Source organism: Phaeobacter porticola (genome assembly GCF_001888185.1).
GTDB lineage: Bacteria > Pseudomonadota > Alphaproteobacteria > Rhodobacterales > Rhodobacteraceae > Phaeobacter > Phaeobacter porticola.
In genome coordinates this window covers 1,328,584-1,342,426 of record NZ_CP016364.1, presented here as the reverse complement: position 1 = coordinate 1,342,426, position 13,843 = coordinate 1,328,584, and the positions used below count along the sequence as shown (strand labels likewise).

At 57.5% G+C, this 13,843-nt stretch carries 14 protein-coding genes and 1 tRNA gene; 10 read left to right on the top strand and 5 right to left on the bottom strand.

The features are described from left to right. Positions 1-27: 27 nt before the first annotated feature. Positions 28-1,185, bottom strand: coding sequence for a ribonuclease D (gene rnd / locus PhaeoP97_RS06565; RefSeq protein WP_072504391.1), 1,158 nt, complete (start codon positions 1,183-1,185; stop codon positions 28-30). A 233-nt stretch (positions 1,186-1,418) separates the two neighbouring features. On the opposite strand from rnd, the gene PhaeoP97_RS06560 reads away from it, so the two are divergent. Continuing rightward, positions 1,419-1,604: a hypothetical protein gene (locus PhaeoP97_RS06560; protein WP_072504390.1), complete on the top strand. Its 186-nt coding sequence runs from the start codon at positions 1,419-1,421 to the stop codon at positions 1,602-1,604. On the opposite strand, the gene purN is transcribed toward PhaeoP97_RS06560, so the two are convergent. From purN to PhaeoP97_RS06545, 3 genes are all read right to left on the bottom strand, one after another. Further along, positions 1,601-2,197, bottom strand: a complete 597-nt coding sequence (gene purN / locus PhaeoP97_RS06555) for a phosphoribosylglycinamide formyltransferase (RefSeq protein WP_072504389.1) — start codon at positions 2,195-2,197, stop codon at positions 1,601-1,603. The two genes, PhaeoP97_RS06560 and purN, sit on opposite strands and share 4 nt — an antisense overlap. Next, positions 2,194-3,240, bottom strand: coding sequence for a phosphoribosylformylglycinamidine cyclo-ligase (gene purM / locus PhaeoP97_RS06550; RefSeq protein ID WP_072504388.1), 1,047 nt, complete (start codon positions 3,238-3,240; stop codon positions 2,194-2,196). The genes purN and purM overlap by 4 nt, the downstream gene beginning before the upstream one ends. 137 nt (positions 3,241-3,377) lie before the next feature. Next, the gene (locus PhaeoP97_RS06545; RefSeq protein WP_072504387.1) at positions 3,378-4,364 is read right to left on the bottom strand and encodes an MBL fold metallo-hydrolase; all 987 of its coding nucleotides are present in this window, start codon (positions 4,362-4,364) and stop codon (positions 3,378-3,380) included. 123 nt (positions 4,365-4,487) lie between these two features. Between PhaeoP97_RS06545 and PhaeoP97_RS06540 the strand changes: the two genes are divergently transcribed. Further along, the gene (locus PhaeoP97_RS06540) at positions 4,488-5,447 is read left to right on the top strand and encodes a LysR family transcriptional regulator (protein ID WP_072504386.1); all 960 of its coding nucleotides are present in this window, start codon (positions 4,488-4,490) and stop codon (positions 5,445-5,447) included. Between the two features lie 12 nt (positions 5,448-5,459). Continuing rightward, a tRNA-Ile gene (locus PhaeoP97_RS06535) sits at positions 5,460-5,535 on the top strand. A gap of 449 nt (positions 5,536-5,984) precedes the next feature. On the opposite strand, the gene PhaeoP97_RS20280 is transcribed toward PhaeoP97_RS06535, so the two are convergent. Further along, positions 5,985-6,170: a hypothetical protein gene (locus PhaeoP97_RS20280; RefSeq protein ID WP_157891235.1), complete on the bottom strand. Its 186-nt coding sequence runs from the start codon at positions 6,168-6,170 to the stop codon at positions 5,985-5,987. 98 nt (positions 6,171-6,268) lie between these two features. Between PhaeoP97_RS20280 and PhaeoP97_RS06530 the strand changes: the two genes are divergently transcribed. From PhaeoP97_RS06530 to PhaeoP97_RS06500, 7 genes are all read left to right on the top strand, one after another. After that, a complete protein-coding gene (locus PhaeoP97_RS06530) occupies positions 6,269-7,300 on the top strand; it encodes a LacI family DNA-binding transcriptional regulator (RefSeq protein WP_072504385.1) in 1,032 nt (343 codons plus the stop codon). Between the two features lie 114 nt (positions 7,301-7,414). After that, a complete protein-coding gene (locus PhaeoP97_RS06525) occupies positions 7,415-8,716 on the top strand; it encodes an ABC transporter substrate-binding protein (protein WP_072504384.1) in 1,302 nt (433 codons plus the stop codon). Positions 8,717-8,832: 116 nt separating this feature from the next. Then, positions 8,833-9,699 (top strand): carbohydrate ABC transporter permease, encoded by an 867-nt coding sequence (locus PhaeoP97_RS06520; RefSeq protein ID WP_072504383.1) that lies wholly within the window; start codon positions 8,833-8,835, stop codon positions 9,697-9,699. Between the two features lie 9 nt (positions 9,700-9,708). Further along, positions 9,709-10,539: a carbohydrate ABC transporter permease gene (locus PhaeoP97_RS06515; protein ID WP_014874441.1), complete on the top strand. Its 831-nt coding sequence runs from the start codon at positions 9,709-9,711 to the stop codon at positions 10,537-10,539. An 11-nt stretch (positions 10,540-10,550) separates the two neighbouring features. Then, positions 10,551-11,555, top strand: a complete 1,005-nt coding sequence (locus PhaeoP97_RS06510) for an ABC transporter ATP-binding protein (RefSeq protein ID WP_072504382.1) — start codon at positions 10,551-10,553, stop codon at positions 11,553-11,555. Further along, positions 11,552-12,325 (top strand): L-iditol 2-dehydrogenase, encoded by a 774-nt coding sequence (locus PhaeoP97_RS06505; RefSeq protein WP_072504381.1) that lies wholly within the window; start codon positions 11,552-11,554, stop codon positions 12,323-12,325. Before PhaeoP97_RS06510 ends, PhaeoP97_RS06505 begins: the two co-directional genes overlap by 4 nt. 29 nt (positions 12,326-12,354) lie before the next feature. Then, positions 12,355-13,821 carry a mannitol dehydrogenase family protein gene (locus PhaeoP97_RS06500; protein ID WP_072506341.1) on the top strand — a complete coding sequence of 489 codons (1,467 nt, stop codon included), beginning with the start codon at positions 12,355-12,357 and terminating at the stop codon, positions 13,819-13,821. Positions 13,822-13,843: the final 22 nt, after the last annotated feature.

Here is a 13,843-nt window from a genome sequence, read left to right as displayed (position 1 = left end):
AGCGCTGCTGTGTGGCAATCACTGCAGTCAGAGCGTTACGACCTTTACGTCCTGACCTTTGGCAGCGAGCGCAATCTCACCATTGCAAAGGCGCAGTGCATCAGCACCAAAGACCTCGTGACGCCAACCATTCAAGGCTGGCACGTCCCGCTGCCCGGCTGCAATCGCGTCCAGATCTGAGCTGGGGGCGATCAATTTTGCCGCAACGCCGGAGGCTTCGGTCTTGGCCTTCAAAAGAACTCTCAGCAAATCAGCCAGAGCGGGATTCACCTGAAGCTTTTCACGGCTACGGTCAGGCTGGGGCTGTGATCCGGCCGGGCAATTGATGCCGCGTGTAACGGCCTCAAGGATGCCCTCGGCGATGGTACCCCGGCGGGCTTCGCGCAGCAGCAGACGGGAGTTGCCCAGATCCGAGCCCGAACGTGGCTTGGTCGAGGCAAGCTCAACCAGTGCATCATCTTTGAACACCCTGTTCCGCGGCACATTGTTTGTTTTGGCGTAGGTTTCACGAAACGCCGCCAGTTCACGGACCACAGCGAGAAACTTGCCAGAATTGGTGCGGGTCTTAACCCGGCGCCAGGCCTCTTGCGGATCAACATCATAGGTTGCCGGATCGGTCAGCACCTGCAGTTCTTCGGCGACCCAATGGGACCGATCTGTACGTTTTAGCTCCGCCGCGAGATGTTCGTAGATCTGACGCAAATGAGTAACATCAGCGAGGGCATAGGTTTTTTGAGCATCGCTCAGTGGGCGGCGTGACCAATCGGTAAAGCGCGAGGTTTTGTCCACACCTTGTTTGACGATCTTACGCACCAGCGTTTCGTAACCGACCTGCTCACCAAAACCACAGACCATGGCTGCGACCTGTGTATCGAACAAAGGCGTTGGAAAAACCTGAGCCTCAACCCAGAAGATTTCCAGATCCTGACGTGCCGCATGGAAGACTTTGACCACGTTCTCATTGCGAAAAAGTGTATAAAGTGGCTCCATCGACAAGCCGTCGGCCAGCGGATCAACCAGAACTGCGTTCTCGTTTTCCTTGCCGGGATAGGCAAGCTGCACAAGGCAAAGTTTCGAGTAGTAGGTCCGTTCTCGCAAAAACTCAGTGTCCACCGTCACATAAGGGTGCTGTGCTGCCGCTTCGCAGAAGGCCTGTAGTTCTTCGGTAGAGGTAAGAGTTTTCATCAATTACGACTTTTTTTGTTAATCAGGATTGCTGAGCCGTGATACGCGCTTGTCCCAGTCATTGCAAACAAGTGCGACGACGGTCTGTGATTTCTGATACCGCGCATATGCGGACAGGTGCTTCAGAGGCGTATATCATCAAAATTTGTTATAATAAATATATCAAATATTCATTTTCATGATATCAGGCGATCCTTTAGATAGGAGAGACACCGCCAATAGGAGAATGACCGATGACCGTACTCGACATGTTTCCAAGCAAGATCTCTCGCAGCCGTCTGTCCGGCGGGCTACTGCCAGTAATAGCAGCTGTGGCATTGCTGACTGTTCTTGGTCTGCCTGCGCTACTGACACCCATACCGCAGACCGAACAGCTGGATTGGCGCGGCAACAGCGCCTCAGTGCAGGATCTGCGCTAGGGCAGTGTCACCGGCGATGTTTCGCCCGCTGCAAAGCGACGCAATACCGCCGGATAAAGCCTGTGCTCCTGCACCAGAACCCGTGCGGCCAGATTATCTGGCGTATCACCCGCGAGGATTGGCACCCGCGCCTGACCCAGAATTGGACCGTCATCCAGCAGCGGCGTCACCTCGTGCACGGTGCAGCCATGCTCTGAATCACCTGCCTCCAATGCGCGGGCATGGGTATGTAACCCTTTGTATTTAGGCAGCAAAGACGGATGTATATTCAGCATCCGGCCTTCGAATTGAGAGACGAATCCGGCGGTCAACACACGCATGAACCCCGCCAGGCAAACAATGTCTGCGCCTGCATCAAAAATCGGTTTGACCAGCTCAGCCTCGAAGGCTGCGCGGTCGCCGTTGAACGGGCGATGGTCCACCACGGCCGTTGCGACGCCTGCGGCGCCAGCCTTGGTCAATCCGCCAGCGTCAGCATTGTTGGACAAAACGAGACACGGGCGCGCTGGGTGATCATCCGTCATGCTGTCTAGCAGCGACACCATGTTGGAGCCGCCGCCAGATATCAGGATCGCAACACGTTTATGGCTCACAGCAAAGAGCCCGCGTAGCGCATCCCCTCACCTGCGGTAACGGTGCCCAGGCGCGTGACGGTTTCGCCTTCGCCTTCCAGCACCGCAACCAGCGCATCTGCGCGGTCGGCCGAAACCGACAGGATCATGCCAATTCCGCAATTGAACGTCTTCAGCATTTCGGCCTCGACGATGCCACCGGTGGCCGCCATCCACTTAAAGACAGGCGGCAGATCCCAGCTATTCAGATCAATGTTGGCGCCCAGCCCTTCGGGCAATACGCGTGGCAGGTTCTCGGTCAAGCCACCGCCAGTGATATGGGCCAGCGCATGTACGCCACCAGCCCGCACGGCTGCAAGGCATTGTTTGACATAAAGACGGGTTGGCGTCAGCAGCGCCTCACCCAGAGACCCCTCGCCAAAGGGGCAATCTGCATCCCAGTCGAGGCCGGATACGTCGACCAGTTTGCGCACCAGAGAATAGCCGTTGGAATGCACACCATCTGAGGCCAGTCCCAACAGCACGTCGCCCTCGGCCACATCAGCAGGCAGTGCAGTGCCACGTTCCATGGCACCAACAGCAAAACCTGCAAGGTCGAAATCGCCTTCCGGGTACATGCCCGGCATTTCCGCAGTTTCACCACCGATCAGCGCACAGCCAGACCGCACGCAGCCCTCGGCAACGCCCTCAATGATGCGGGCGGCGATTTCTGTTTCCAACTTACCTGTCGCAAAATAATCCAAGAAGAACAGTGGTTCGGCCCCTTGGCAAACCAGATCATTCACACACATGGCAACCAGATCGATGCCAACGCCATCCACCACTCCAGTGTCGATGGCAATCCGCAGCTTGGTGCCGACGCCGTCGGTTGCGCCAACAAGGATAGGATCCTCGTATCCCGCAGCTTTCAGGTCAAACAGCGCACCGAAACCGCCAAGGCCGCTCATCACACCAGAGCGATTTGTCCGTTTCGCGGCGGGTTTGATGCGGTCCACCAAAGCGTTGCCTGCATCAATATCCACCCCCGCATCCGCGTAGGTCAAACCGTTCTTGCCGCTGGTCATCTCAGTGCTCCTTCAAAGACGTTGCGCAGCCTTTAGCGCAAGGCACGACAGAAAGAAACAAAGGAATCTGCCGCACCCCGGAGACCGGGGTGCGACCGCTGGATCCGGGCGTGTTCAGAGCCCGGAAACCGATGTCTTCAGAGCGAGAACTGCCAGGGGGCCTGATCAAAGCCATAGGCATCGCCATCCCGCTCGACGCGGCCCAGACCGGGAAAATCAAGATGCATACCGGTGACCAACAGCCCTTCACTGGCAGCACGGTCCAGCATCATGGTGCGGCTCTTCACGGTCTGCTCCGGATCCATGTCAAAGGCCAGTGTCCAATCGGGACGGGCAAATTGCAGCGCTGTGCTGTGGATCAGATCCCCCCAGATCAGCAGCGGGGCCGCGCCGGTTTCGAGCATGTATCCGCAATGCCCAGGTGTGTGCCCTGGCAGTGGCACTGAGCGCAGCCCGCTCATGACATCCGCCTCGCCATCAAACATCTTGAGGCGGTTTTGATAAGGTGCGACGGACGCCCGCGCGATATCAAAGAACCCTCGCGAGTCCTGTGGGACGCCCGCATATACGGCATCATCATGCCAAAAATCATACTCGCCCTGCCCGACGATGATCTCTGCATTGGGGAAACGCGCGGTGCCATCGCTCTTGAGCAGGCCGCCGATATGATCCGGGTGCAGGTGGGTGACGATCACGCTGGTGATCTCTTCCGGTGTGCGTCCAGCCGCACGCAGGGCCGCCTCCAGCCCGCCCAGGATCGGCCCGAAGAGATCGGCGGTGCCTGCATCAATCAGCATCACAGCCTCGCCCTGCTCCACCAGATAGCCGTTCACCGGCAGTGACATCTGATCGTCCTTGATACGATAGAATGTTCCGTCCAGAACCGCGTCAGCCTCGGCCTGATCAAACCCGTTGATCTGGCTGGTGTTCAGCAGGAAATGCCCGTCTAGCAGCGCGGTCACCCGGGCCGATCCGATCTGAAAACTGTGATAGGCCACGGGCAGGTCAGGCGTCGCACTTTCAGCCGCGCTGTGGCTCGCGGCGCGCAGCAGCGAAGGACTGGCGAGGGTCGCCACCGGGGCAGCGGCAAGGCCACCAAGAAGATGTCTGCGAGAAAGGGTCATAAGAAACTCCGGTATCCAGTTCAGCAAATGTAGCGTGATACAGAACCTAGCGCGTCAATGTCTCTGGCAACAGGCGTCCGCGCGCGATATGAGATATTAGCCGTGCTTATAAGGATCCTGATAATGGACCGTCTGACGCTTCTGGAAACCTTTGCCATTGCGCTGGATGAAGGCAGTATAAACCGCGCAGCACAGCGCCGGGGGTTGACCCAATCAGCTGCCAGCCAGCAGATCAAATCACTTGAAACGCTGCTGGGGCACGCGCTGATGCTGCGCACACCACGTGGCGTGCGGGCCACCCGCGCTGGCGAACTCGTCTATGCCCATGCGCAAAACCTGCTTGGCGGCTATGACCGGCTAACGGCTGAGCTGGACGCCCAGAGCGATCAGATCTCGGGACGGTTCAAAGTGAGCACAAGCCGTTTCATGGCGCAGGCCGTGCTGGGGCCGATGCTGATGGATCTCGACACGCCTTATCCTGATCTCAATATCGTGATGCGGATTGAAGACCGTCTGGTGGATGTGGTGCGCGAGAACTACGATCTTGCCATTCGTACGGGATCGCTTGGCGATACGGATGGTGTCGGGCGCAAGATCGCCGAACTGGAAACGGTGCTGTTTGCGACGCCCGCCTATCTGGATCGGGTTGGCCGCCCCAGCTGCCCGCAAGACATGCAGCGATTGAAATACATCCAGCATCACGAAGACCACACGATGGGGTATTTCCCCCTGACCCGCGAGGGCGCCACCTATCAGGCACCTATCCGAGTAGGGTTTACCGCCGATGACACGGATCTGATCATGCATGCTGTGACAAAGGGAGCAGGCTATTCGCGCGCACCGCGCCTCTTGGTTCAGGCCGCCCTCACCGACGGCACTTATGAAAAAATCCTGCCTGGCTATACCGCACCAAACAAAGATATCTTTGCGGTCTACCCCTCGCGCCACGCGCTGGACCGGCGCCATGAGGTGGTAATCAACGGCTTTCTTGAGCGACTACGCGACAGCTTGCAGGCTGACACGTCGGCGTTGTTGCCCCCAGGTGCAAGATCACCGCTTGACGTCCTGCCCGCGATTTCCTAACCAGCCTGTGGCGGGCCTGTAGCTCAACGGTTAGAGCAGAGCGCTCATAACGCTTTGGTTGCGGGTTCAAATCCTGCCGGGCCTACCATTCCGCCAAAAAATAAAATATTTTCAACGCATTGGATGTACCTTTGTGCTGCTGCACATCTCACGTTTATCGTGTCACCCAATAACGCCTGCAACATGGCCTCACGATAAAAACCAAATCATCCTAATTCCATTTTGAAGCCCTCTTCAGCCTTTATGGTGGAAAAAGCGGCGATACAAATAGCAAATCTTTGTCATTTTTCTGAAGCTAGAAACCAAACTCTATGCGCCATGGAAAGTGGGCCGCTCAACCAGACATACTCGTTTTTGCGACCTATATTTCCAAGTCCCCTCGTGGTCCCATCCAATGCGCATATCGCCACCTTTCCCTAGACGTTTACAGACGATGTATGGTGCTCGAGCGCGAAGCGCAGTGTTATCGTCTCTGTCCAGCACAATGGGGCGCGGATGTCGCCAGTCTACCGGCGCAGGCGGCTTCGGATCAAAGCTCTACGTGGTTTTGCCCACCGCCATATCCTCAGCTGCGTTTTGCTCCAAATCCAGCCACATCAGGCCGCCAAGAGTAACCTCTTGCGCCTTCAGATTCCGAAGCGCGCCCTCCCTCAGCACCTTGGCATGTGCAGCCATAAAACGATACCGGGCACCTGGTAAGGCCCCAAGTTGATAACTGATCATGCATCGCCGTCACAAATTTGACGCGCGTCAACTAGCATGAGAATATCCATACACAAGAGATCGGCAGAACGACCACTCAGACAACAAGGACCGCCACCATGAGTGAGCCAAAAATCAAGAATATGGATGAATTTGCCTCGGTGAGCGGGATCTCTCGTCCTACCCTGTCAAAATATTTCAACAATCCAGACAGTGTCCGAAAATCCACCCGCGAGCGGATCGAAGAGGCGTTGGAGAAATTCGACTATCGCCCGAACCTATACGCAATGAACCAAAACAGGCGGCTAACCAAAACCATCGGCATTGTCGTGCCAAATCTGACCGACCCATTTTTTGTGAAAATAGCACGCCACATTGAAGATCATGTAATTGCAGCAGGGTATCGTCCCGTTCTGTTGGGGTCGCATGGCACTCAGGAGCAAGAGCTGGAGAACTTAAACAACCTACGCTTGCTCAAGCCTGCTGGGGCCTTATTGGCCCCATTGGGGCGCGTGTCCGACAAACCACAGATCCAACAGTTCTGCGACGAGGTGCCGACGGTTCTGTTTGATGCCAACATCGAAGACATTGGCGAGGCATTCATTGGCTCAAACAACCAGCAAAGCATTACAACGGTTGTTGAATATCTCTGCCGTACCGGTGATGCACCGGCGTTTTTCGAGATGAAGACCCCCACCAATCCAAATGCCGTCAAACGGCGCACGGCTTATATATCATCAATGGAACGACTGGGGCATCTGCCGCAGTTGATCCAAGTGGACGGCGATGGTTGGGACTTTGAAGAAATCGGATTTCGCGAAGGTACACGGCTTTTGTCAGAGCGTCACCTGAAGACAGATACCATCCTGTGCAGCAACGACCGCCTGGCGATCGGATTGCTGTCGGCGGCATATCAACAAGGTTTGCGGGTCGGGTTGGGGGATGGCTGCGCCCTGCGTGTTGCGGGACATGATGATCATCCGTTTTCACGTTATACATGTCCGACACTGACCACGGTCTCACAGGATTATTCAGCCATTGCACAGACCAGCGCCGAGACGCTGGTGGCACGAATCGAGAGCAATCGCGCGCTCGATTCCCGTCGCGAGATATTGTTCGACGGGAAGCTGGTCATGCGAGGATCCGCTTAACTCCTAGTGAATTAATATTTTTTTGAAAACTTTACGCGCGTAAATTTTAATTTGACGCGCGACGCTCTTTCAAGATATCCTTTCATGGCAACATCCAATCATGGGAGGATAAGGATGTACCTTAAGAGCGCATTGCGTGCAGCAACGGCATTGACCGTATTTGCCAGCACCGCCGCCTTTGCCGAAACGATCACCATCGCAACCGTGAACAACGGCGACATGATCCGAATGCAAGGGCTGACAGAGGATTTCACGGCCAAAACCGGCCATGAGGTGGAATGGGTCACCCTTGAAGAAAACGTGCTTCGCCAGCGCGTCACCACCGATATCTCGGCCAAGGGTGGTCAGTTCGACATCATGACCATCGGCATGTACGAAACCCCAATCTGGGGCAAGAACGGCTGGCTTGTGCCACTAAACGATCTGCCTGCCGAGTATGATGTAGACGATATTCTGCCCGCCATGCGCGGCGGCCTGTCGCATGATGGCACGCTTTTTGCGGCACCATTCTATGGCGAAAGCTCCATGATCATGTACCGCACCGACCTGATGGAGAAGGCCGGTTTGGAGATGCCCGCAGCACCGACGTGGGAATTCGTCGCTGATGCTGCTCGTCAGATGACCGACAAGGGCAATGAAACCTATGGCATCTGCCTGCGCGGCAAGGCCGGTTGGGGTGAAAACGCAGCCTTCATCACCGCCATGTCCAATTCCTTTGGCGCGCGCTGGTTCGATGAAAACTGGGCGCCTCAGTTCGATAGTGAAGCCTGGTCGAACACGCTCAACTTCTACATCAACCTGCTGAATGATGCAGGTCCGCCGGGCGCGTCCAACAACGGGTTCAACGAAAACCTGTCGCTGTTCCAGCAGGGCAAATGCGGCATGTGGATCGACGCAACCGTTGCGGCATCGTTCGTGACCAACCCCAGTGACTCCACCGTCGCGGACAAGGTCGGTTTTGCACTGGCACCGGACACCGGATTGGGCAAGCGCAGCAACTGGCTCTGGGCCTGGGCTCTCGCAATCCCCGCAGGCACCCAGAAAGAGGCTGCTGCGAAGGAGTTTATCGAGTGGGCCACCTCGAAAGACTACATTGAGCTGGTTGCCGAGAACGAAGGTTGGGCAAATGTTCCTCCCGGTGCGCGGATCTCGCTTTATGAGAACGCGAACTACAAGGATATCCCGTTTGCCAAGATGACACTTGAGAGCATCCTGTCAGCTGATCCGAACAACCCGACGGTTGATCCGGTGCCTTATGTCGGCATCCAGTTTGCCGCCATCCCGGAATTTGCAGGCATTGCAACCCAGGTTGGTCAGGAATTCTCGGCGGCACTCGCAGGCCAGCAAACCGCAGAAGAAGCCCTCGCAAAGGCGCAGGCTCTCACTGCGGACGAAATGGAAGCGGCAGGTTACTGACGCCTCCTCCCTCCCAGAGGGCGGCCCGTTAATCCGGCTGCCCTCTGGCTCCTTCTTCCAGAACAAGCCAATATTTGTCACGACGGCTCAAGAACCGGCGACAATGGAGATTTGCCATGGCGACCCAACATTCCCGGTCGGCAGCACGCATCATGATGGCCCCCGCAGTGATCCTGCTTCTGGGCTGGATGCTGGTCCCGCTGACGATGACACTCTACTTTTCGTTCAAGAAATACCTGCCCCTGCGCGGTGGCGACCTGGGCTGGGTGGGCTTTGATAATTACGCCCGCTTCCTATCCTCCAGCGCCTTCTGGCCCAGCGTTCAGGCGACACTGACCATCGTGGGGGGCGTCCTGCTCATCACCGTGATCCTCGGTGTGTTTCTTGCCCTGCTGCTCAATCAGCCGATGTGGGGACAGGGGATTGTCCGCATTCTGGTGATCGCGCCGTTTTTCGTGATGCCGACGGTATCAGCGCTGGTCTGGAAGAATATGTTCATGGATCCCGTGAACGGTCTCTTTGCTCACTTGTGGAAGGCCTTCGGGGCGGAACCCGTTTCATGGCTGTCAGAGGCCTCGCTGCAGTCGATTATTCTCATCGTCAGCTGGCAGTGGCTACCGTTTGCGACGCTGATCTTGCTGACTGCCATTCAGTCGCTGGACAGTGAGCAGTTGGAAGCCGCTGAGATGGACGGCGCGCCGCCGGTGGCACGATTCGGCTATATCACCCTGCCGCACCTGAGCCGGGCTATCACGGTTGTTGTGCTGATCCAGACGATTTTTCTGCTGTCAATCTTCGCCGAGATCTTTGTCACCACCCAAGGCTCCTTCGGGACCAAAACCCTCACCTATCTGATCTATCAGCGTGTTTTGGAGAGCCAGAACGTCGGATTGGGATCTGCCGGTGGTGTCTACGCCATCATCCTCGCCAATATCGTTGCCATCTTCCTGATGCGCATCGTTGGCAAGAACCTGGACGCATAGGAGGCCACCATGGCACGAGCCGTTACACCAAGACGCAAAGCCATCAATACGGCGCTGGCCTGGGCTGTCGGGTTACTGATCTTCTTTCCCATCCTCTGGACCATTCTCACAAGTTTCAAGACCGAGGCACAGGCCATCAGCGATCCGCCCGTCTTCCTGTTCTTTGACTGGACGCTGGAAAACTACAGCGTTGTGCAGGAACGCTCCGACTATATGCGGTTCCTTTGGAATTCGGTGATCATCGCCGGTGGCTCGACCATTCTGGGCATTATCATCGCGGTGCCTGCTGCCTGGTCGATGGCCTTTGTGCCGTCGAAACGCACCAAGGATATCCTGCTGTGGATGCTGTCGACCAAGATGCTGCCCGCGGTCGGCGTACTCTACCCGATCTACATCCTGTTCATCAAAATGGGGCTGCTGGACAACCGCTTTGGTCTGGTTGTGGTGCTGATGCTGATCAACCTGCCGATCATTGTCTGGATGCTTTACACCTACTTCAAGGAAATCCCCGGTGAGATCCTTGAGGCGGCGCGTATGGATGGTGCCACGCTGAAGGAGGAAATCCTTTATGTGCTGACACCGATGGCCATCCCCGGAATCGCCTCCACCCTCCTGTTGAACATCATCCTGGCCTGGAACGAAGCCTTTTGGACACTGAACCTGACCGCCGCCAAGGCCGCACCGCTCACCGCGTTCATCGCCAGCTATTCCAGCCCCGAAGGCCTGTTCTACGCCAAGCTGTCGGCAGCTTCGACAATGGCCATCGCTCCGATCCTCATCCTTGGCTGGTTCAGCCAGAAACAACTTGTCAGCGGCCTGACCTTCGGCGCCGTGAAATAAGGAAGACACCTATGGGACAGATCAAACTTGAAAGCGTGACCAAGAATTTTGGCCCCGTTGAGGTCATCCCGCCGCTGGACCTGACCATTGAAGATGGCGAATTCACCGTCTTTGTCGGCCCGTCCGGTTGTGGCAAATCAACACTGCTACGCCTGATCGCGGGACTGGAGGATATCACCTCCGGCACCATCCGCATCGATGGCGAGGATGCAACCGACATCCCCCCGGCGAAACGCGGACTGGCGATGGTGTTTCAATCCTACGCGCTTTATCCGCATATGTCGGTGCGCAAGAACATCACCTTTCCGATGAAGATGGCGGGCATTCCGGCGGATGAGCAGAAGCGCCGAATTGATAACGCCGCTGCGGCGCTGAACCTCACCGACTATCTGGATCGCCGCCCCGGCCAGCTGTCGGGCGGTCAACGTCAACGCGTCGCGATCGGCCGTGCCATTGTGCGTGAACCGGCGGCGTTTCTGTTTGACGAACCGCTGTCCAATCTGGATGCCGCCCTGCGCGTTGGCATGCGGCTGGAAATCTCGGAGCTGCACAAACGCCTTGCAACCACCATGATCTATGTGACCCATGATCAGGTTGAGGCGATGACCATGGCTGACAAGATCGTCGTCTTGCAGGCTGGCGTGATCGAACAGGTCGGCAGTCCGATGGAGCTGTATCGCGCGCCACGCAATGTATTTGTCGCGGGCTTTATCGGATCGCCGAAGATGAACCTTCTAACCGGCCCGCAGGCAGCGCAGCACAATGTAGCCACCATCGGCATCCGGCCCGAACATCTCAGCATCTCAGAAACAGAGGGGATGTGGGCGGGAACCATTGGTGTCTCTGAGCATCTGGGATCCGACACTTTTTTCCACGTGCAATGTGACGCCTTTGACGACCCGCTTACCGTGCGAGCGAGCGGGGAGCTAGATCTGGGCTACGGCGCACGCGTTTTCCTAACGCCTGACATGACGCATCTGCATCGGTTTGGTTCCGACGGGCTGCGGATCGAATGAAACGGCTGAGTGGAAAACGCGCCCTGATCACAGGTGCTGCCCGTGGCATCGGGGCGGCCTTTGCCGAAGCCTATGCGAATGAGGGCGCGCGCGTGATGATCGCCGATATTGATACTGCCCGTGCAGAGGCAACTGCCGCGCAAATCGGCGCGGCGGCGATTGCCGTCGAGCTGGATGTCACGGATCAAGCCAGCATTGACCGCGCCCTCTCCCGCACCGTTGAGTGCTTCGGCGGCCTCGACATTCTGATCAACAACGCCGCCGTATTCACGGCGGCGCCGCTGGTTGAGGTGACCCGAGAAGCCTACCAGCGCACTTTTGACATCAATGTTTCCGGTACGTTGTTCATGATGCAAGCAGCGGCACAACAGATGATCACCCAGGGCACCGGCGGCAAGATTGTCAACATGGCCAGCCAGGCCGGCCGTCGGGGTGAGCCTTTGGTATCCGTCTACTGCGCGACAAAGGCGGCGGTGATCAGCCTCACGCAATCTGCCGGGCTGAACCTGATCTCACATGGGATCAATGTGAACGCCATCGCCCCCGGTGTCGTCGACGGTGAACATTGGGACGGGGTTGATGCCTTCTTTGCCAAATATGAAGGCAAGGCCCCCGGCCAGAAAAAGGCCGAGGTGGCGCAATCTGTTCCTTACGGGCGGATGGGCACCGCAGCAGATCTGACCGGAATGGTCGTCTTTCTGGCCAGCGAGGCCGCCGATTATGTGGTGGCTCAGACCTACAACGTCGATGGCGGCCAATGGATGAGCTGATGCGGGAACACAGGTGGGAGGCACCAGCCATGAAACTCTCGAATGATACATTGAGCCAACTGCCGCAGACGATTGGCCGGCCCAGTTATGACCGCGCCGAAATCAGCCCTGGCATCGTCCATATCGGACTTGGAAATTTTCACCGCGCGCATCAGGCCTGGTATCTGCATGCCTTGATGCAGCGGGGCTTGGCGATGGATTGGGGCATCATCGGGGCCGGCGTCCGTGCGGCCGATGCAGGAATGCGGGACCGCTTGCTGGCGCAGGATTGTCTGACAACATTGATCGAACTGGATCCGACCGGCCGGTCCGCCGAGGTGATCGGACCGATGATCGATTTCCTACCGGTCGAAGATGACAATACCAGCCTGATCCGTTGCATGGCAGGCACCGCCATCCGTATCGTTTCGCTGACTGTGACCGAAGGTGGCTATTATCAGGACGCACAGCACAAGGGACTGGACCTCAACCATGAGGATATCCGGCATGACATTGCCCGGCCCGACCGCCCACGCACCGTGTTTGGTGCCATAGTTGCGGCGCTGCGCCTGCGCCGGGGTCGTGGCCTGCCCGCCTTCACCGTGCAAAGCTGCGACAACCTCCAGGGCAACGGTCAAATTACCCGCGCTGCAGTGGTGACACTGGCGCAGCAGACCGATCCGGAGCTTGCCGCATGGATTGATCAAACCGGGGCCTTTCCAAATTCCATGGTGGATTGCATTGTGCCCGCCACCGGTCCGGCTGAGATCGCTCTGGCCAGGGACTACGGGATTGAGGACACCGCCCCCGTGTCACATGAGAATTACCGGCATTGGGTCATTGAGGATGAATTCTGCGCCGGGCGCCCTCCTTGGGATCTGGCGGGGGCCATCTTCACCGACGATGTTCACGGCTACGAAAGCATGAAAATCCGCGTGCTGAACGCGGGCCATCAGGTGCTGGCCAACGCAGGTGAGCTGCTGTCGATCGCGACCATCGCCGACTGCATGAAAGATCCCTTGCTGGCGGCCTTCTTTCGCAAGGTACAGACGGTGGAAATTCTACCGCATGTGACGGCAGTACCCGAGATGGCGCCGGAGGATTACCTTACCCTGATTGAGGCGCGCTTCTCCAATCCGGAGATCCGCGACACGACGCGGCGTGTGGCCTATGACGGCTCATCGCGCCATCCGGGGTTTGTGCTGCCGATCCTGCGCGATGCCGTGCGGAGCAAGAGCGCAATTGACGGGCTTTGCCTTGTGGAGGCGCTCTGGGCGCAGATGTGTACCGGGCAGCGCGAGGATACCAGCGGGATCGCGCCAAACGACCCCGATTGGGAGGCCCGCAAATCCGCAGCGGAACGCGCGCAGAAAACCCCTGAGGTCTGGTTGCAGCAAAGCCAGATCTATGGAGATCTATCAGAGCAACAGGACGTGGTTGCGCGGTTTTCTTACTGGCTGTCGATGATCCGGGCGCAGGGTTGCCGCGCGGCGCTTCGTGAATATCTAGGGCACTGACAGTCCTATTTCGCCGACGGGC

Excerpts from the sequence above, each read along its gene's own strand:
- rnd (WP_072504391.1), bottom strand. The coding sequence starts at position 1,185 with ATGAAAACTCTTACCTCTACCGAAGAACTACAGGCCTTCTGCGAAGCG.
- PhaeoP97_RS06560 (WP_072504390.1), top strand. The coding sequence starts at position 1,419 with ATGACCGTACTCGACATGTTTCCAAGCAAGATCTCTCGCAGCCGTCTG.
- purM (WP_072504388.1), bottom strand. The coding sequence starts at position 3,240 with ATGACCAGCGGCAAGAACGGTTTGACCTACGCGGATGCGGGGGTGGAT.
- PhaeoP97_RS06545 (WP_072504387.1), bottom strand. The coding sequence starts at position 4,364 with ATGACCCTTTCTCGCAGACATCTTCTTGGTGGCCTTGCCGCTGCCCCG.
- PhaeoP97_RS06540 (WP_072504386.1), top strand. The coding sequence starts at position 4,488 with ATGGACCGTCTGACGCTTCTGGAAACCTTTGCCATTGCGCTGGATGAA.
- PhaeoP97_RS20280 (WP_157891235.1), bottom strand. The coding sequence starts at position 6,170 with ATGATCAGTTATCAACTTGGGGCCTTACCAGGTGCCCGGTATCGTTTT.
- PhaeoP97_RS06530 (WP_072504385.1), top strand. The coding sequence starts at position 6,269 with ATGAGTGAGCCAAAAATCAAGAATATGGATGAATTTGCCTCGGTGAGC.
- PhaeoP97_RS06525 (WP_072504384.1), top strand. The coding sequence starts at position 7,415 with ATGTACCTTAAGAGCGCATTGCGTGCAGCAACGGCATTGACCGTATTT.
- PhaeoP97_RS06520 (WP_072504383.1), top strand. The coding sequence starts at position 8,833 with ATGGCGACCCAACATTCCCGGTCGGCAGCACGCATCATGATGGCCCCC.
- PhaeoP97_RS06515 (WP_014874441.1), top strand. The coding sequence starts at position 9,709 with ATGGCACGAGCCGTTACACCAAGACGCAAAGCCATCAATACGGCGCTG.
- PhaeoP97_RS06510 (WP_072504382.1), top strand. The coding sequence starts at position 10,551 with ATGGGACAGATCAAACTTGAAAGCGTGACCAAGAATTTTGGCCCCGTT.
- PhaeoP97_RS06505 (WP_072504381.1), top strand. The coding sequence starts at position 11,552 with ATGAAACGGCTGAGTGGAAAACGCGCCCTGATCACAGGTGCTGCCCGT.
- PhaeoP97_RS06500 (WP_072506341.1), top strand. The coding sequence starts at position 12,355 with ATGAAACTCTCGAATGATACATTGAGCCAACTGCCGCAGACGATTGGC.